This is a genomic window from Yoonia rosea (assembly GCF_900156505.1).
Classification (GTDB): Bacteria; Pseudomonadota; Alphaproteobacteria; order Rhodobacterales; family Rhodobacteraceae; genus Yoonia; species Yoonia rosea.
Genome location: NZ_FTPR01000002.1, coordinates 17,435 through 36,688 on the forward strand (window position 1 = coordinate 17,435; position 19,254 = coordinate 36,688).

The following is a 19,254-nucleotide window of genomic DNA, read 5'->3' on the forward strand; positions in this document are numbered from 1 at the left end:
GACCGCACAACGCCGCATGTAACCCTAACGCCGGTATCGGCGCAACACGTTGGGCTATTGATACGCCACAATTCAAACCAGAGGAGAGCGTTTAAAGCGAACCCGCGGAACCGATCATTGGCGAAGGCGCAACAGCTATCTTGTCGTAGTAGTCACTCATTGCGCAATTATGCTAGCATTTCAAAATTATATATTTTGACGATATTCAGCCTTGCTTGTGGTCGGGGCAAAGAGAGGAAGTTCATTGAAGGTTTTGCTTTTCCAAATGTATGGCAATCGACGCGCCTATCATTTGGAGCTCACTTACAGCATTCTCTCCGCGTTCCGGTTCTTGAAGGATCGTCATGCGGACATACAAATTGTATTGGCGGCCGATGAGGCCAACATGCGGCCCGACCTCCCTGTCGAACACCTCCTGATGACGCCGAAGATGCTTTATGAATGGCAGCTGGGCGGAAAATATAATCATGCGGTGAAGCCTCACATCCTTGCGCATGCGCTTGATGTTTTTGGCGCCCCAACAATACAAATGGATACCGACACCATATTTCACACAGACCTCGCCCGCCTCTTCGAGAGTGTAGGTCCCGGTCGCACCCTGATGAACAGGTGTGAAGGTCCCTTGATCGATAGCCCCGCGTGGGATCAATGGGAGACTGCAGTGGCAAACAGTGGAGGCGACCTTTGCGGCTACAAGTTTTCACCTGCGACAAAAATGTATAACAGCGGCGTCGTAGGTATAGACCCGCAGGATGCTGGCCATATCGCAGACGCGATCTCTGTTATGCAACGCATCGTCGAACTCAGCGACATGTTCACAGCCGAACAACTCGCGACGTCAATCGTGCTTTCCCATCATACCGAGATTACGACTTGTGAAGACAACGTTGAGCATTATTGGGATGGTCCCCGGATATTTTACCAGCATCAGATGAACTGCATGTTTCCGGGCGTTCTGGAAGGGGCCGGGATTAAGGACGTCGCGATGCAACTAGAGCCTCTGCGCAAAGATTTGAAAGGCACACTTTCGTCTCGTATTGCCGCGCGTATCAAAAGGCTTCAGCGGCGCGCAGGGCCTGAGTACGGCGCGGCCTATACGGCCTATATTTCGGGTCTTGCACTACGCAATACCGACGCTGCGCTCGCGAATGTATGGGCAGATCGTTCGTTGAACCTGTTGCAGTGGGCTCTGAGTCAAGAACGGCCTGTTGGAATTAGACATGATTTCCATCTTTTCACAGAAGGGGCGATAGACCAACAAGTATGGATGAAGCCAGAGCTGCGAGACCGCTGGCGCGGCTATTGGGCAGACGCGAAAACCTGCAATACCGAGAGACTGTCCCAATGAAACCACAGCACAGCAACAGTGAGGCTCAGCCCGACAACGCCGTACAGAAGATCATGCCAAGGATCCCAAGCGCCATGTTTATAGGCGAGTCTGGCAACCAGAGGGTGAACGATGATCTGCGATAACCATACACCGATCACCGCCCCTGCAAGTCCATAATACTCCATTCCGGCGATGAATAGAATGGTTTGCACCGTGGCCTTGATCAGGAGAAGATAAAAGACGCCGCGTGAATCACCGTTGCCCAAAGCTGAAAAGTCATATGTCATACCAATGAGATACGGCACATTCATGCACGCAATGGCGACAACGATAATTCCTGCCGCATGGAACCGCGGATCATACAGCAGCTCCACAATCCAAACGCCCAAGAAGGCTAAGGCAAACTGCATAGCGAAGATGAAGCCCGTCATTGCAAATCGCGCTTGGCGGACCTTGGCATAATTGCTTGCGGATGCGTCGGGTGGTCGCTCTCTATGCATCGGGATCATGACTTGCCCCATGATGCGCGCAGACAAAGCCTGCGGAAAACTGGCCATGAAATAGCCAATGTTGTAGATACCAAGTGTCGTCAAAGACAGGTATTTCCCAAGAATGGCTTTGTCGCCCTGCGTCAGAAGAAAGCCACATAAAGTACTCAGGAAGATCCATTTTCCGAACTTGATCAGTTCGGAAGCAGCATCGGGACTCCAACGCAACTTGTTGCGCGGCCCCGGCAGGAACATATTCATGATGAAAAGCCGTACCAAGGCGCCAAGCACACCGCCGATGATCAGCGACCATACAGTCTTCATCTGCCATGCGAGTATCAAAAGCATACCAACGCTGATGACCTGAGAGACAAAATCAAGAAGCGTAACACGCCTAAGGGTCAAATGCCGACTTGCGGCATCAATCCGCGTTGGGTTGAAACCGGCAACCAGCAATGACAGGCCCGCAACGGGCAACATTGCCCTGAGTTGTTCGTTGTCATAAATCCAAGCGGCGAAGATGCCCAAAAAGCAACATGCAATCCAGAGCACGACACCGCGGATAATCTGGATGGTCCATGCTGTATCAACGAAATCCGGATCATCACCTCTTGGGCTTTGCTGGATTGAAAGCGACACGCCTATGTCAGACAGCATCGTCAATCCTACCAGAAACACGGTGATCAATGCCATCACGCCAAAGGCTTCGGGAAACAACAGTCGGGTCAGGATAAGATTTGACCCCATCCGAATGAACTGAGATGCGAAGTGACCTGCGGTGATCCAACCTGAACTGCGGATGAGCCGGGCACCAACGCCAGCTCCGCTCACAAGATTTCTCAACATAGCCTGTCACTTGTCAGAGTTGGGATCAGCCGGCCTTCACCCCTGATGCACTGTCTCAGAAAATGCGACAAAAAATAACTCATTCGATTTTGGGAAACTGCTGCAGGTAGCGATCGGAACACACCAAAAACCCCTTTGAAATCAAGTCTTCTGTATCAACGAAAAGCTGTTGATGTCGCCCCGATATAACAAAACCGGCTTCACTCTGTAATCGCGATATCCGCTTTGCGTTTTCGCCATGATCCCAGGCCATGTTTCGTTGAATCTCAAGATCACGCTCCAGAAGGTTGCCGCAGAACTTGTAGTGTTGGATCAAGAAGGCAAAATCCGCACAGTGGACATTGCCCGAGCAATGCGCGTGGGAGTAGAGATCAATCCCGCCCGTGTTTCGGACCATTCTATGTGTGGTCAGGCAACAGTTTTCCCCAAAGACTTCGTTACGAATGCCTCCAAACATGAACTTTATGTCGTGATTTGAGATCACATTGCCTTTCAAAAACCACGAGAAATCTATGTTTTCCGCCTCAAAGTAGTCATAATACGAAATGTCTTCCAAGCTATATTGATCAAAACGGTGCACGCTTTCCGCGTATGACCAGTCAGCTGTCGTTTCTATTGCGAATGGCGAAAACAGATCGAGGCATTGACCGATCACCGCATCATAATTGTGCATGTTGCAGTATGCGGCAAACTGAGAGATGTGCCGCCCCTGCCCCCTTCCGAACGAGATTAATTCGTCACTATCGACAAACAAGAACCAACCACCCTTCACAAAACGCCTCGCAATCCGAGAGCGCAACAAGCACTCAAATCTTTTGACCGGCAAAGTATTCAGAAAGACACTTACATCATCCGCGTCAACGAACAGCTCTCTGGTCCTATCGGTCGAGCCATTATCTATCAGAAGAATATGCTTCACCCCAAGAGCACGATGGTGATCAATCAGCTTTTCAAGGTAGTACTCTGCATCTTTCACCAAACTCACCAAGACAACGTCATCTGCTCCGACGGTGATCTGTTTGTTCCCAGAGACATGTTTCGTCCGAAACGCGACCAATGCCTTGGCGTAGGTCGTGACGAAGACTCCGCTGATCTTGTCCCTGATCCGAGAGAATAGTGATCTGGTCATCAATCGCAGCACTGCCTGACAAGCATGTGCTTCAATACCTTTGGCGCAATTGTCATAAGCTAACGCCTCATTCCTTGAGATAGAGGTTTCTTACGGCCAAATTTTCCGCAGTAGGTTCCAGTAATAGCGGACTATGCTGCACACAACAATACTTCTGGAAATGCGACAAAACTATTGCTCATGCCGTGATATTAAGACCCACAACCTACGCAAGAGACGAAAATTCATTATTTGTCAGTAAGTTGCACGCCGGTGACCTGAACGACACCTTTCGTAAAGGATACTGGCCCAACAGCTGGTTTGCTGCGCAGCGCATGCCGCTTTGTTGATCCCCGTGCCCGCGAGCAATGACCCTGACGAACTGCTCTCCCTGCCCGCCTTCAACACAGATAGCTTCTTGCGCTTGTGATGACCTTGGAAATGTCTTCGCCCAGTTCAAAAAACATCGGCAATCGGACAAGGCGCGCTGAAACATCATCTGTCACAGGCAGGCTCTTTCCTTCAAAGCGTGCGTATTTCAGTCCAGCAGGCGCTGAATGAAGCGGAACATAGTGGAAAGGTGTGTTCACGCCTTCTTTCTGCATGTGCGTGATAAAGGCATCGCGGTCCGCACGGTTTCTGAGCATCAGATAGTACATATGACCATTGCCGGTCGTATCTGACGGCACGACAGGGCGGGTAACACGCCCAGATCCGGCAAGATCCGCGAAAGCGTCGTTATATTGGTCAAAAAAGGAAAGCCGGCGCGCCAAAATCTTATCAGCCTGTTGCAACTGGCCATAAAGGAAGGATGCGACCAACTCTCCGGGCAAAAAGGAAGAGCCAATATCGACCCATGTATACTTGTCCACTTGACCACGCGAAAACTGCGAACGGTTCGTTCCCTTCTCTCGGATCACCTCGGCGCGTTCCAGCAAATCCGGGCGCATTAACGTCAGTACCCCACCTTCACCGGACAGAATATTCTTCGTTTCATGAAAGCTGAACGCCGCCATATCCCCAAGGCTGCCAGCCGGACGCCCTTTGTAGGTTGATCCAAAGGCTTGGGCTGCATCCTCGATCAACACGAGACCATGGTCGTTTGCGATCTGAGACAATGCATCCATGTCAGCAGGAAAGCCCGCATAATGCACCGCTATTATTGCTCTTGTGCGCTGCGTAACAGCAGCCGCTGTTTTTTCAGGATCAATATTGAGCGTACGAGGGTCAATATCAACAAAGACGGGGATAGCTCCTCGCAATACGACTGCATTGGCCGTCGACACAAAAGTGAAGGACGGCATAATCACCTCGTCTCCCGGATGAAGATCACACAGGATTGCCGCCATCTCTAGCGCTGCGGTGCAGGAATTCGTCAACAACGCCGCTCTGGATCCAGTCATTTGGGCAATGATCGCGTTACAAACCTTCGTATAATGACCATCCCCCGAGAGTTGGCCACGCACGATGGCATCGCGCATATTGGCTATTTCATCCCCGACCAAGGACGGCTTGTTAAAGGGCGTCATGTTCCGCGTCATGGTGTCCACTCCTCACGGGCTCTACCAGTTCTGTAGCGTGTTTTCGGCCTTATACACATCAGTAATTGTGAGCAGGAAAAGCAATCAACGGCTTTCCATCCCTATCATCACCTTAAACCGGCGATAGATTTTTGATCAATGAAACCTTATAGAAAAGGTTGAACCGAGTATCTAATGCGTATGCGTGGAAAATTTGATGATCATCACCCTGACAGGCCTCCCTGCCGTCATCGAACTTACCCCGCGCCGTTTTGCAGACAGCCGCGGCCATTTTAGCGAAACCTATAACGCAGACACGCTGGCCCAGCACGGGATCACCACGCAGTTTGTGCAGGACAACCAGTCCTATAGTCGGGACATCGGCACTGTGCGTGGCTTGCATTTTCAGGCGCCACCCTCTGCGCAGGCGAAACTTGTCCGCGTGCTGCAGGGCGTCATCTGGGATGTCGCTGTCGATATCCGCAAGGGTTCTCCCACTTATGGCCAGTGGGTCGGGTGCGAATTGTCCGCCGAGAAAGGCAATCAGTTGTTCATTCCCGAAGGCTTCCTGCACGGCTTTGTCACCCGCACAGCCGATTGCATGGTCGCCTATAAGTGCTCGGCGGCCTATGCGCCCGCTACAGAAGGGTCTGTCCGCTTTGACGATCCCGATCTGGCGATTGATTGGGGGATAGATGTGCAAGACGCCGTGCTTTCCGACAAAGATGCAGCGGCGCCCAGCTTTGCCGGTTTGACATCACCCTTCACCTATAGGGATGCGACATGAAAATTCTTGTCACCGGTGGCGCAGGTTTTATCGGGTCAGCCGTCGTGCGGCAGGCGGTGGCAGAGGGGCATAGCGTCGTCAATCTGGATGCGCTGACCTATGCCGCTTGTCTGGCCAATGTCGCCAGTGTCGCGGACAACCCACTTTATGCGTTCGAACAGGCCGATATCTGTGACCGTGCCGCGGTCGACCGTATTTTGGCCCAGCACGCGCCTGATGCGATCATGCATCTTGCCGCGGAATCCCATGTAGACCGTTCAATCGACGGGCCAGGCACATTTATCCAGACCAACATAACCGGCACTTATACCCTGCTTGAGGCTGCGCGCAGCTATTGGGACGCACAAGGCAAACCCGACACATTCCGCTTTCACCACATCTCTACGGATGAGGTTTACGGCTCGCTTGGTGCCGAGGGGCAGTTCACCGAAGACACGCCCTATGACCCGCGCAGCCCCTATTCCGCCTCCAAGGCCGCCAGTGACCATCTGGTGCGTGCATGGGCGGAAACCTATGGCCTGCCTGTGGTGCTGACGAACTGTTCCAACAACTATGGCCCCTACCATTTCCCCGAGAAACTGATTCCTGTCGTGATCCTGAACGCCCTGCATGGCAAACCGATCCCCGTGTATGGCAAAGGCGAAAACGTGCGTGACTGGCTTTATGTCGAAGATCACGCGGATGCCCTGCTGACTGTCCTGACACGCGGGCAGTTGGGCCGCAGCTACAACATTGGCGGCGAAAACGAGGCGCGGAATATTGATCTGGTGATGATGATTTGCGCCCTGCTCGATCAGCACCGCCCTGATGCTGCCCCGCATGCCGATCTGATCACCTATGTCGCCGACCGCCCGGGCCATGACCTGCGCTACGCGATCGACCCCACACGCATCAGCACGGAACTGGGCTGGCGGCCCTCGGTCACGCTGGAAGAAGGCCTCGCCCAAACCGTCGCATGGTATCTTGATAACCCTGACTGGTGGCAGCCGCTTCTGGACCGCGACGGTGTCGGCGCGCGATTGGGCAAAGCATGAAGATATTGGTTTTCGGCAGAACAGGCCAAGTCGCCCGCGCGCTCATCGCCGCTGGCCCTGCTGCGGAGGTCGAGATCACCGCACTCGGGCGCGATGCTGCCGATCTGACCAACCCCGCCGCCTGTGCCGCGATCATCGCCGCCAGTGACGCCGATGCTGTCATTAACGCCGCCGCCTATACCGCCGTCGATGCCGCCGAAACCGACGAAGCGACAGCCCGGATCGTCAACGCCGACGCCCCCACCGCAATGGCGCAGGCCTGTGCCGCCAAGAATATCCCTTTCGTGCACATCTCGACCGACTATGTCTTTGACGGCAGCGCAGGTGCTGCGTGGAAGCCCACAGACCCGACCGGCCCGCTTGGCGCATACGGGCGGACCAAACTGGCGGGCGAGAAAGGTGTGACGCACGCCGGCGGCACCTTCGCGATCCTGCGCACGGCATGGGTCTTTGACGCGAACGGCAAAAATTTCGTCACCACGATGCTGCGGCTCTCCGAGACGCGCGATGCGCTCACCGTTGTGGCCGACCAGATCGGCGGCCCGACACCCGCTGATGCCATCGCCGCTGCCTGCTTGACCATAGCCAAGACCTTGGCCGCAGGGCAGGAGGCTAGCGGCATCTATCATTTCAGCGGCGCACCCGATGTGTCATGGGCCGATTTCGCGCGCGCAATCTTTGACATCGCAGACCGCGACGTAACCGTCACCGATATCACAACCGCAGACTATCCGACCCCCGCCACACGCCCCGCCAATTCACGGCTTGATTGCACCGGCACCGAAGCCGCCTTTGGCATCGCGCGCCCCGATTGGCGCAGCGCACTGGCAAAGATGCTGACGCAACGGACCTCATCGCGTAGGACAATTGTATGAGTACACGTAAAGGACTAATCCTCGCAGGCGGCACCGGTTCGCGGCTTTGGCCGATCACCCAAGGGCTGTCGAAACAGCTTATGCCGATCTATGACAAGCCGATGATCTATTACCCGCTGTCGGTGCTGATGCTGACCGGCATCCGCGAGATTGGGATCATCACGACCCCGCAGGATCAGGCGCAATTCCAGAACCTGCTGGGCGACGGCGCGCAGTGGGGCCTGCAGATCACATGGCTGGTGCAGGAAAACCCCGATGGTCTGGCACAGGCCTATCTGATCGCCGAGGACTTTCTGGATGGCGCGCCCTCGGCCATGGTGCTGGGGGATAACATTTTCTTCGGACACGGCCTGCCGGAACTGCTCTCTAGCGCAGACGCGCAGACGGAAGGTGGCACCGTCTTTGGCTACCGCGTGGCTGATCCCCAGCGCTATGGCGTGGTCGGTATGGACGACAACGGGCGTGTGACACGGATTATCGAAAAGCCGGATGTGCCGCCTTCCAACTACGCGGTGACAGGGCTGTATTTCCTCGATGGCACCGCCCCCGACCGCGCACGCGCCATCAAGCCCAGCGCACGTGGCGAGCTGGAAATCGTGAGCTTGCTGGAAAGTTATCTGACCGAGGGTGCGCTCAAGGTCGAGACCATGGGGCGCGGCTATGCGTGGCTTGATACCGGCACCCATGGCAGCCTGCTGGACGCCGCCAATTTCGTACGCACCCTGCAAAGCCGGCAAGGGATGCAAACCGGATGCCCCGAAGAAATTGCCTATGGCGCTGGCTGGATCACTGATGCGGAACTGATCGCGCTGGCAGATCGCTATGCCAAGACCGAGTATGGTGCCTATCTGCGCGGACTGCTCTGACATGGGCCTTGCCTATCTGATGAACACCTACCCCATCACGTCGACCACCTTTGTGCGCCGCGAAATTCAGGCGCATGAGGCGGCTGGCGTGCCAGTTGCCCGCTTTGCGATCCGCGACTGGGCCGAAGTACCCGTCGATCCGCGTGACCGCGACGAGGTTGGCAAGACGACCTACATCCTCAAACAGGGCGCCTTGGCGCTGGCGGGGCGCACCGTGTCCGAGATCGTTACCAACCCGATCGGTTTTGTCCGCGCGGCAAAGACAATGCTACATCTCGCCACACGGCCAGGCAGCACGGGGCTCCGGAACGTGGCCTATCTCGTCGAAGCCGTGTTTTTCAAGCAGACCGCCAAAGCGAAAAATATCCATCACGTGCATGCGCATTTCTCGACCAATTCGGCGGCGGTGGCCTTGCTGTCGCGCCGGATGGGCGGCCCCAGCTACAGTTTCACGGCCCATGGTCCAGATGAATTCGACGATCCAGCTGCCAATGGCCTGCCGATGAAAGTGGCACATGCCGCCTTTGTCGCCGCGATCACCGATTACGCGCGCGATGTGATCCTGACAGCGACGGGCGGGACCGGTGCGGACAAAGTGCATGTTGTGCGCTGCGGGATTGATCTCGACGAATTCGAACTGACCCCGCCACCGGAAAACGCGCGGATCGTCTGTGTCGGCCGCCTGTGTCCGGCCAAGGCGCAGGCGCTTTTGGTGGAAGCGGTAGCGCCACTGGTCAAAGACTTTCCGACCCTTGAACTTGTCTTTATCGGCGATGGCGAAGACCGCGCCTCGATCGAAAAGCGCGTTGCCGAATTAGGCCTCGAGAACCACGTGACACTGGCGGGTTGGGGCACCGGTGATGAAGTCCGCGCCGCCATTCAGGGCGCGCGCATCTTTGCCTTGCCCAGTTTCGCCGAAGGCCTGCCGATCGTTTTGATGGAAAGCCTCGCAATGGGCCGCGCGGTTGTGACCACGCAGATCACCGGAATTCCGGAACTCGTCGATGCAGAGGTCGGCTGGATCGTTCCTGAAGGCGATGTGCCCGCCCTGCAGGACGCTGTGGCACAAGCCCTCTCGGCGGAAACGGCGACACTTGCAGCACTGGGCAAAGCAGGGCGCGCGCGCGTTGCGGATGCGCACGATCAAACACTGAATGCGGCACGCCTGCGTGCATTATTTCCCGCGGGAATGACCGACACATGACCGCAGCGCCCGACATTGCCGTGGTGGTCATCGGGCGCAACGAGGGCGCGCGTCTGATTGCCAGTCTTGCGTCGCTGCAAGGTGTCGTCTCGCGCATTGTCTATGTGGATAGCGGCTCGACCGACAACAGCCTGCAGGCTGCACGTGATGCGGGCGCGCAGGTGGTCGAGCTGGACCTCAGCGTCCCTTTCACCGCTGCAAGGGCGCGCAACGCAGGGTTTGCAGCCCTCGATCCCGTGCCGGAATTTGTCCAGTTCATCGACGGGGACTGCATGGTTGAGCCGGATTGGATTGATGCTGGTGCAGAGGCATTGATGCAGCACGAGGAAATAGGGATCGTCACGGGATGGCGGTCGGAAATCCATCCGGATGCCAGCGTCTATAACGCGCTTGCCGATGTTGAGTGGCACAGGCCAGCGGGCGATATCGACGCCTGCGGAGGCGATATGATGGTGCGCGCGTCTGTCTTCGAAAAAGTGAGTGGTTTCAACCCGCATGTCATTGCAGCAGAAGACGACGAGTTTTGCATCCGTGTGCGCAAGGCGCATTGGCGCGTGCATCGTTTGCCAGTGCGCATGACGCTGCATGACGCGGATATGATGCGCTTTGGACAGTGGTGGCAGCGTGCGGTACGCGCAGGGCATGGATTTGCGCAAGTGGGCGCATTGCACCCCGAACATTTCCTGCGCGCCCGTCAGAGGGTTTGGGTCTATGGGGCGATTTTGCCTTTGTTGGCAGTGGTCGCGATGAGTGTCTCCGCCTGGTTTCTCTTGCCGGTGCTGGGGCTGTATGTGGTTTCCTATCTCCGGACGGCGCGCAGCCTGATGGCAAGCGGGCTTGCGCCGCGAAAGGCAGTCCATCACTCTGTATTTCTGAGTTTGTCCAAGTTTCCAAATCTGATTGGGCTGCTAACCTATCACTGGCGTGTCATGCGCCACACGGACATGGCGATTATCGAGTATAAGTGAGGACCAAATGGCAAAAGCACCCTTGCGGGTCGGGATCGTTGGCGCGGGTTACATCGCCACCTGGCATGCCGATACCATCAAGTCACTGACAGATGTCGATCTCGTCGCAGTCTGCGACATGTCTGCTAGTGCTGCCGATGCTTTGGGCAGTAGCTTTGGCGCAAAGCCTTACACAGATTTCGATGCAATGGTTGCGCAGGAAAACCTTGATGCCGTTCATATTCTGACACCTCCGGATAGCCACCGCGCTCTGGCCGAGAAATCAGCCGCGGCGGGCCTGCATTGCTTTATTGAAAAACCTGTCGGTGTTTCTGCGAAAGAGACGGCAGCAATGGTCACTGCGGGCCAAAAAGCAGACCGGCTGATGGCTGCGGGACACAATTTTCTTGGGATGCCCAGCTATGAACGCCTAAAAAAAGCGGCGCAGGGCGGTAATCTTGGCCGTATCTCCATGGCCGAGATCAATTGGTGTTTTCCACTGCCGCCATTACGGTCGGGCCCATTCGGGCTTTGGCTCTTGCGGGAACCGCGCAACCTTTTGCTGGAACTGGGGCCGCATCTTTTTGCCTTTGCGACCGATCTTTTCGGCAAGGTTGAAGTATGTCATCTGGCATTGAGCAAGCCGATCGCCCTGCCGGGCGGCGAAACGCGGCATCAGGGATGGCGCATTCTGGCACGCGCCGGTGATGTAGATGTGACCTTCAATATTTCGCTGGTTGAAACAGTCGATGATCGCAGCGTCACACTCAGGGGTTCCACCGCGCAGGCCCGGTTTGATTACGCCGCAGATACACTGGTGGTCCGCCGCGAAAACAACGCCGATCTGGTTCTCAATCCATTGCGCAAACAACTTTCTCAGGGATGGCAGCATCTGCGCGAAGGTGGTGTGAACTTCGGACGGCAGTTGATCTCCCTGAACCGAAAATCCCCATATGGACTCAGCTTTGCTGGCGCGATCGGAGCCTTCTACGACAGCTTGCGCAATCAAAAGCCCCTCGATCCCAGATTTGACATGAAAACAGCGCAGGTTGTGATGACAAGCATTGATGATGCATTGGCCATGATGCCAGCACAAACAGTGCCTGCGCGGCCAAAGGGCACCCCAAAACCGACGGTGATGGTCATTGGTGGCACGGGGTTCATCGGACGCGCGCTGACCCGTGATCTGGTCAAACGGGGGTACGATGTGCGCGTGCTGAGCCGCGGCAGGACCGGCCCATTTGCCGATATCGCCAACCGCGTTGAAACGGTGGCGGTGTCAATGCGGGATACAGACGGCCTGACGCAGGCGATGGAGGGTATCGACACCGTCTATAATCTAGCCAAATCTACCGACAAAACTTGGGAAGATGCGCTAGCCAACGATGTTGATGTCAGTGTCGGGGTGGCAAAGGCCGCGATGACAGCCGGTGTGCGCCGCCTGATCTATACAGGCACAATCGCATCATACGACATGTCGGACCCGCGCAGGAAGATCTCCGAAGACACCGGCTTTCGCAATGATATGAACGACCGCAACATTTATGCACGGTCCAAGGCTGAATGTGAAAAGCGCCTGTTGCAAATGCATGCAGAACAAGGCCTGCCGCTGGTGATCGCGCGCCCCGGGATCGTTGTTGGCGAAGGCGGCCCCCTACAACACTGGGGGATCGGGCGTTGGCACGGTGCCGGCGCTGTCCGCATCTGGGGGCACGGCCGGAATATCCTGCCATTCGTCTTGATCGATGATCTGACGGACGGCCTGATCCGCATGATGGAAAAGGAAGGGATTGAAGGCCGTTCATATAATCTTGTGGGTGAACCGCTTATGTCAGCCCGCGATTATTTTAGCGCGATCCATGATCAGATGGGGGCGCAATTGGCTGTCTCAACCAGTTCACTCCACGCGCTGTTTGTGGCTGATCTGGTGAAACATGCCATGAAGGTCACCTTGTTGCGCCGCAAAGGGTTGTCGCGTGCTTCGCTCAAAGACTGGAAGTCACGCGCACATTTTACCCCATTTGATATTTCCAAATCCAAGAACGAGCTGGGCTGGATTCCAGCCGCAGATCGCGAGACGCTTGTTCGTGGCGCAATCACAAATGCCAATTTGTTTGGGTTCTGATCAGTCTGACAGCCCCAAGACCGGCGGCTAGGATCGCACCCCCGTACGAGGCAGGGATGTCACGACATCCCAAACGACGTTTTGCATCAGACGCGCGGCCTCTGCGCCCGGATCATCCGCAGGTGTGCCATCTGCACGCGAAAGCTGGTGCGGCAGCCCGACAGGGCTTTGCTGATAAAGCACCGCATAATGCGTCAGCGCCATCAGATAGGCGCCGTAGTCGTTGAAGTGGATATCATCGCTGAACAGATCTTCATGGCTTGCCAAAGGCCCCACCGGTCCCTGTGCTTCCAAAGCGCGCGCGAAGGCCGCCATGACCTGACCACCTGGGATGATGTAAACCGGTCGTGGGATCTCGGCCCGTGCAAGTGCCGGGCGCAGAATGGCATCTTCCCAATATAGACCCAGATCCTGATCAAGACGTGACAGCCAACCGCTCGCGTCATCCAATTGGTGCCATGTCTCATAGAGATAGACTGGCAGACCGCGGGATTGGGCCTTGTCGGTCCAGCGATAAACATAGGTTGGGCTGTCAAAATACCTGATCGCATCCTTGATCTCGACCATCTCGGTCAGCACGAGCGCATTATAATCGCCGGACTCCATCGCTTCATGCGCGTCCCGGTATTTTTCGTGCGCGTTTTCCTCGGCGAACCCGTTGATCGCAACATCCGGTTCCCAATGAGATTTCAGCGTCGCACCCCATCCCAACTGGCTTGCATAGTCGTGCCCTTCACCTGCCAGTTGGGCAAGCATCGCAGGCATATCCCGCCCCACGAGACTATGACCGATATGAAAGACCTGCCGTGGGCCGTCAGGTTTTGGGGCAGGTTCTGCGTAAAGCGCTTCGAAGGTGTCTTTGTCCAGCGGCGCGGGATCGCGCGCATAGAGGCCAAGTGCGGCCATGACAGCGAGGGCGGGAGCAATAACGCGTAACACGATACGTTTAAACATAGGCAACAGATAGGATCAGGCCGTCTTCGATCAAGATCGCACCTTTCATGTTTGCAAGGGTGGGATTACCCGCAACACGATAGGCACAGTCGATCATTTCAAGCGTCACCGCGTCAAACCCGATGACCTTACCTGTCAGCGGATATTGCGCCTTATAGACGGCCTCTTTCGCACTGAAAATCATCTTCGCGGCAAGGCCCGGATCAGTTTCACCCGCAAGCCATGCGCGTTCTGCCGGGGTGCAGATGACCGCGATCAGATCATCGGCAAGCGGCGTTGCCGGTTCGACATCGACGCCAAGCGCGGCATAGTGTTCTTGCAAAGCAACAATAGATACGCAGCAGGTGTCGCAATGTGCGATCGATCCCGCAAGCCCTGCAGGCCAGATCGGGGCACGGTCACGTCCCTGAAGGATCGCGGTGGGCGCAAACCCAATCTCGGCCATTGCAGCGCGCGCGGCACAGCGCCCCGCAGCAAATTCGGTGCGCCGTTTCGGGATTGCGCGGGCGACTGCGGCGGCCTCTTCATCCCAAAGCGCGGTGTCTTGGGCCGGATCGGTCACACCGATCCCGGCATGGGGGCCAAGCATCTGCCGCAAAGCCGCCCTGACCCCTTCCATCAGCGATTACGCCTGCGCTCACGCATTTCGCGGCGGCGGGCCATCGCGTCTTGCAGGTTGTTGCCTGTGGCTTGCGCTGTTGCAGGTGCTGCCGCTGGCAGAGGCGTTTCAGGGGCGGGTTGCGCCGGTGCGGGCTGTGCACCGGCCTTTTGCGCAACAATCCTTGCCAATGCGCCCAAGGTGGGCGCGCGGAAAATATCTGTAATCGACAGTTTCTGCACACCCATCGACGCGCGAATTTCGCGGTGGACCTGCACGGCCAGCAGGGAATGCCCGCCAAGATCAAAGAAACTGTCTTTCGCGCCGATTTGCTGAACACCAAGCGTCGCAGACCAGATCGCTGCGATCCTGTCGCTGATCTCGGCCTCTGACCCCAGATCAACAGGGGCTGCCGGTGCCGTGGGTGCAACGACCGGCGCGGGTGCAGCGGGGGCCTGCCCAAGGGCGGGTGCCGGCAGCGCTTTGCGGTCGATCTTCTTGTTGGGCGTCAAAGGAAAGGCATCCAACGTCACAAAATGGCGCGGCACCATATAGTCCGGCAGGGATTGCAGCATCTCTTTGCGCAATGCGGCCTCGTCCACCTTGCCATCGGCCAACAGATAGCCAACCAGCTGGACCACCCCGGGCGTGTCTTCGCGCGCGACGACAACAGATTGCTGGACCGTCTGATGCCGGTCGATGATGCTTTCGATTTCGCCCAGTTCCACCCGGTACCCGCGCAGTTTGACCTGAAAATCAGCGCGCCCCAGAAAATCCAGCCGCCCATCAGGCCGCCAGCGTGCCAGATCACCCGTGCGATACATCCGCCCATCAGCAAAGGGGTTGGGCAGGAAGCGTTCGGCAGTCAGTTCATCGCGCTGGAAATAGCCCCGCGTCACACCTGCGCCGCCGATATAAAGCTCGCCCGGAACGCCAACAGGCACCGGCTGCATGTCGTCATCCAGTACGTAAACCTGCGTATTCGCGATGGGCGTGCCGATGGGCACAGCACCCTGGCCCGCTTCAGCGGTTTGGGTGGTTGACCAGATCGTCGTTTCCGTCGGGCCGTACATGTTTTCGACATGCCCGCCGGTAACCCTGCGCAACTCATCCGCCAACGCGCCCGGCAAAGCCTCGCCCCCGACCATCATATGTTTGATCCCCGAAAGGGCCGCGCGCGCCTCATCGTTCATGGTCAGCATTTGCGCCATCGAGGGCGTGCATTGCAGATGCGTGACTTTATGGCGGGCGATCTGGGCGGCGATAGAATAGTCGCCCTGTGTCACCTCTTGATTGCTGGCGGCCACGACCTTTGCCAGCGGCTTCAGCCCCTCCAATACAAGATCCACGTCAATGCCGTAATCAATCAGGCAAGCAACCTCGGTGACGCCAATGGCCTTGACCTCTTTCACGCGCTCAATGGCATCCTCGACCGTGCCGAAAAGCCCGCTGTCGTTGAAATAGCGCTCAAAGGCGAATTCCAGAATCCCGTCCATCTCGTCTTCGTCGAGCGAGCCAAGATCAATCTGCATCGGGTTTTCGACGCCCTTGGGTTTCTTGAACGCAGGAAACGCCCAGGCGTATTGCTTGATCAGGCCAGCAGCGGCGCGCAGATAGTCCTTCATCGGCTCGCGGGCGATTTCGCGGGCATGGTCACGGGTATCGGACAGGAAGCTGTGCAGCATCAGGGTGACGGTGAAGTCATCCGGATTATGGCCTGCCGCGCGCAAGGCATCATGATAGATCACGATCTTTTCGGCGACTTCATCCACGCTTTGGCCCAGCAGGTGGGTCAGCACGTTACAGCCATTGGTGCCGGCCCCTTTCCACGTCTCGGGGTTGCCAGCGGTCGTGACCCACACGTTCAGTTTCTTTGAAACAGGGCGCGGCTGCGTGACGACACCGTGCATCTCGCCATTCGCGCGCGGGAATTCCACCGTTTCACCAACCCAGAGTTTGCGCAAATCGCGGATCGCATCGAACATCGCGGGCTTGTTCTTGGGCGGCGTGTTTTCAGGCCGCAGCACAAAATCATCGGGCTGCCAGCCAGAGGCAATGGCAAGCCCCGTCCGCCCGTTTGTCAGGTTATCAATCACCGCCCATTCTTCGGCAATCCGTGCAGTATGATGCAGAGGTGCCACGCAAGACCCCGCACGCACTGCGAGATTCTGGGTCACGGCGGCAACGGCCGCACCTGTCACAGAAGGATTGGGATAAGGGCCGCCAAAGGCGTGGAAATGCCGCTCAGGCGTCCAGACAGCGCAAAACCCGTTCTTGTCGGCGAACTGCGCGCCTTCCAGAAGCGACCTGTACTTGTCGCGTCCGATCCCGTCATCATTGCCCCAGTAAAACAGGCTGAAATCCATACCCACACCCGGCGCGCTGCCTTCACCTGCGACAAGCGCACGGTTTTCATCGCCAGAGACCACCAGCTTGAAGCCCCGCGCGAGGGTCCAGAACAGTTCGAGCACCGAAATATCAAACGACAGCGATGTTACCGCCATCCACACACCGGGCGGGTTATGCGCAATGCGGTCGTCCATGCCGGTAAAGAAATTCGCGACATTGCGGTGTTCGACCATCACGCCTTTAGGTTTCCCGGTCGAGCCTGAGGTATAGATCATATAGGCCAGATGCGCGCCTGTGACGCCGCTATCTGGATTACCCGTCTCGGTGCCTGCGGGCAATGCATCAACCAGCACGGTTTCGGCGGCGGAGGGCGGCAAATCGGCGGCAAGCGCGCTGTCGGTGACGATCACTTTGGTGCCGCTGTCTGCAATAAAATGCGCGGTCCGGTCGGCGGGATAGGCAGGGTCCATCGGCAGATAGGCACCGCCTGCCTTCATGATCGCCAAGGCCCCGATCAAAAGCGCCGAGGATCGCCGCAGGTGCAGGCCGACAATCGCGTCAGGGCCAACGCCTTTGGCGCGCAGCACATTGGCTAACGCATTGGCGCGGGCGTTCAGTTCCGCATAGGTCAGGCTTTCGCCCTCAAAGGCCAGCGCCTCGGCATCCGGGGTGCGGGCGACCTGCGCTTCAAATGCCTGATGGATACACTGGTCGGCAGGGTAGTCCGTGGCGGTCGCGTTCCAGTCATAAAGAAGGGTCTGGCGCTCTGCCTCGGACAGGATCGTGGGGGTCCCGTCCTTGGCGATCTGTGCAGCCATATGATCAAGGCGCGCGGCCATCAATTGCGCGGCCTGCGCGCTCATCTTGCCCGTATCGGCGTAGAGCGTGTTCCCCGCCACCGTCAGGGCAGTCCCTTTGATGTGGCCCTCTTTGGACAGGCCCAAGGCAGGCATCGCCACGCCACCGGGAATACGGGCGCAAAGATCAGCGGCAAATGGGCCATGGGCGGCGGCGGCATCAAAATCATCGTCCGCGCCTACGGGCACCCAGTCATTCAGATACCCGGGATGTTCATGAGCTACGCCCAGCGCCAGCGTGACAGGATCATCGGACAACGCGGCCCCCAACGCCCCAAGCGCACGGGCCAAATCATCGGCATTACCCGTCAACGGCAGGCTGATAATCTCGCCTTCACCCGCCCCCATGTCGATCAGCGGCAAGTTGGCAGGGGTCATCGCCGCAAGCGCTTTGCGCCATGTCCCCTCGTGTTTCAGTGTGGCTTTGAGCGCTGCGGTCAGCGCCTCAGCTTCTTCGGAAACAAGCTTTGGAAGCACATCGCCGGCACGTACAATATCTGCGACAGCGACAGCGCGCCCCACCGCGTCACGCAACCCCCGCAAGGTGACCGGCGCGGTGGCCGTTGCAATGGTGAGACTGTCATCACCCACCGCAATCACCGTACCGGGGGCCGCATCAGACGCGGTTTTTTCAGCAGCCGCTTTCGCCACAAGGAACACACCTGCATCCGTCGCGATCTTGGGACAGGTCAGCGGGTTCCAATAGTCGCCGTGGTCCAGCGCATGCACGAGTGTCATAATCTTGCGCGCAGTTTGGGTGAAATCCAGACGTGCGGCGTTGGGCGGTCTGTCATTTTTGGCAAAATAGGTCCGCTGCGTCAGGTCTTGCGCAGTGACGACGGGGGCATCGCTGGCAAGCTTGTCAATCACAGTCTCGAAACTGTCGATGGCGGCGGCATAGCATTTCGCGTTCAGCGTCAGGACGTTTTCATCAGGGGCTACGTCAAAAAAGCTCTGCGCCAGCAGTCCGCCTTCATCCACACCACCTTCGATCAAGTGCCAGCTGATGCCGTATTCGGCCTCACCTGCCAAGAGCGCCCAAACCGGCGCATTCAGGCCCGCATAGCGCGGCAAAGGGCCGTCATGGAAATTTGCAGCCCCGCGCGTAGGTAGGGCCAGCACGGCATCGGGGATCATATCAAGGTTGGCGATAGACAAAAGCCAGTCAAAAGACAGGCCCGACAGGGCCTCCAACAGATCATCGTCAGAGGACACAACCGGCAGGCCCGCATCCTTGGCCCACTGCGCCACATCCGCGTTACGCGTCACAACTGCGGCAAGGGTGTGGCCCGCATCGCGCAGCATCTCGCCACATTGCATGGCAAGGGATTCATTGCCGATGATAACCGCGCGAAATGTGGACATG

General features: G+C 57.3%; 14 protein-coding genes. 8 read left to right on the plus strand and 6 right to left on the minus strand.

Annotation, left to right across the window (positions count from 1 at the left end):
- Positions 1 to 244: 244 nt before the first annotated feature.
- Positions 245 to 1,348 carry a hypothetical protein gene (locus tag B0B09_RS11380; RefSeq protein WP_076659927.1) on the plus strand — a complete coding sequence of 368 codons (1,104 nt, stop codon included), beginning with the start codon at positions 245 to 247 and terminating at the stop codon, positions 1,346 to 1,348.
- Here the strand turns inward: B0B09_RS11380 and B0B09_RS11385 are convergent.
- The 3 genes from B0B09_RS11385 to rffA form a co-directional block, all read right to left on the minus strand.
- Positions 1,300 to 2,664 (minus strand): oligosaccharide flippase family protein, encoded by a 1,365-nt coding sequence (locus tag B0B09_RS11385; protein ID WP_076659928.1) that lies wholly within the window; start codon positions 2,662 to 2,664, stop codon positions 1,300 to 1,302. The two genes, B0B09_RS11380 and B0B09_RS11385, sit on opposite strands and share 49 nt — an antisense overlap.
- A gap of 79 nt (positions 2,665 to 2,743) precedes the next feature.
- On the minus strand, positions 2,744 to 3,793 hold the full coding sequence (locus B0B09_RS11390) for a glycosyltransferase family 2 protein (protein WP_076659929.1): 1,050 nt from the start codon (positions 3,791 to 3,793) through the stop codon (positions 2,744 to 2,746).
- A 380-nt stretch (positions 3,794 to 4,173) separates the two neighbouring features.
- Positions 4,174 to 5,313, minus strand: coding sequence for a dTDP-4-amino-4,6-dideoxygalactose transaminase (gene rffA / locus B0B09_RS11395; RefSeq protein ID WP_242654411.1), 1,140 nt, complete (start codon positions 5,311 to 5,313; stop codon positions 4,174 to 4,176).
- Positions 5,314 to 5,509: 196 nt separating this feature from the next.
- Between rffA and rfbC the strand changes: the two genes are divergently transcribed.
- From rfbC to B0B09_RS11430, 7 genes are read left to right on the plus strand one after another with little or no spacing between them, the layout of a single operon-like run.
- Positions 5,510 to 6,079 (plus strand): dTDP-4-dehydrorhamnose 3,5-epimerase, encoded by a 570-nt coding sequence (gene rfbC / locus B0B09_RS11400; RefSeq protein ID WP_076660640.1) that lies wholly within the window; start codon positions 5,510 to 5,512, stop codon positions 6,077 to 6,079.
- On the plus strand, positions 6,076 to 7,113 hold the full coding sequence (gene rfbB / locus B0B09_RS11405) for a dTDP-glucose 4,6-dehydratase (RefSeq protein ID WP_076659930.1): 1,038 nt from the start codon (positions 6,076 to 6,078) through the stop codon (positions 7,111 to 7,113). Before rfbC ends, rfbB begins: the two co-directional genes overlap by 4 nt.
- Positions 7,110 to 7,988: a dTDP-4-dehydrorhamnose reductase gene (gene rfbD / locus B0B09_RS11410; protein ID WP_076659931.1), complete on the plus strand. Its 879-nt coding sequence runs from the start codon at positions 7,110 to 7,112 to the stop codon at positions 7,986 to 7,988. Before rfbB ends, rfbD begins: the two co-directional genes overlap by 4 nt.
- A complete protein-coding gene (rfbA, locus tag B0B09_RS11415; protein ID WP_076659932.1) occupies positions 7,985 to 8,854 on the plus strand; it encodes a glucose-1-phosphate thymidylyltransferase RfbA in 870 nt (289 codons plus the stop codon). Before rfbD ends, rfbA begins: the two co-directional genes overlap by 4 nt.
- The gene (locus tag B0B09_RS11420; protein ID WP_084190823.1) at positions 8,811 to 10,058 is read left to right on the plus strand and encodes a glycosyltransferase family 4 protein; all 1,248 of its coding nucleotides are present in this window, start codon (positions 8,811 to 8,813) and stop codon (positions 10,056 to 10,058) included. Before rfbA ends, B0B09_RS11420 begins: the two co-directional genes overlap by 44 nt.
- Positions 10,055 to 11,026 carry a glycosyltransferase family 2 protein gene (locus B0B09_RS11425; protein ID WP_076659933.1) on the plus strand — a complete coding sequence of 324 codons (972 nt, stop codon included), beginning with the start codon at positions 10,055 to 10,057 and terminating at the stop codon, positions 11,024 to 11,026. Before B0B09_RS11420 ends, B0B09_RS11425 begins: the two co-directional genes overlap by 4 nt.
- 7 nt (positions 11,027 to 11,033) lie before the next feature.
- Positions 11,034 to 13,130 carry an NAD-dependent epimerase/dehydratase family protein gene (locus B0B09_RS11430; RefSeq protein WP_076659934.1) on the plus strand — a complete coding sequence of 699 codons (2,097 nt, stop codon included), beginning with the start codon at positions 11,034 to 11,036 and terminating at the stop codon, positions 13,128 to 13,130.
- A gap of 27 nt (positions 13,131 to 13,157) precedes the next feature.
- Here the strand turns inward: B0B09_RS11430 and B0B09_RS11435 are convergent, their stop codons facing one another.
- The 3 genes from B0B09_RS11435 to B0B09_RS11445 are packed head-to-tail and all read right to left on the minus strand — an operon-like array spanning position 13,158 to position 19,253.
- Complete coding sequence (locus B0B09_RS11435) at positions 13,158 to 14,084, minus strand: hypothetical protein (RefSeq protein WP_076659935.1); 927 nt, start codon at positions 14,082 to 14,084, stop codon at positions 13,158 to 13,160.
- Positions 14,077 to 14,703, minus strand: a complete 627-nt coding sequence (locus B0B09_RS11440; RefSeq protein ID WP_084190824.1) for a 4'-phosphopantetheinyl transferase family protein — start codon at positions 14,701 to 14,703, stop codon at positions 14,077 to 14,079. The genes B0B09_RS11435 and B0B09_RS11440 overlap by 8 nt, the downstream gene beginning before the upstream one ends.
- Complete coding sequence (locus tag B0B09_RS11445) at positions 14,703 to 19,253, minus strand: MupA/Atu3671 family FMN-dependent luciferase-like monooxygenase (protein WP_076659937.1); 4,551 nt, start codon at positions 19,251 to 19,253, stop codon at positions 14,703 to 14,705. Before B0B09_RS11445 ends, B0B09_RS11440 begins: the two co-directional genes overlap by 1 nt.
- Position 19,254: the final 1 nt, after the last annotated feature.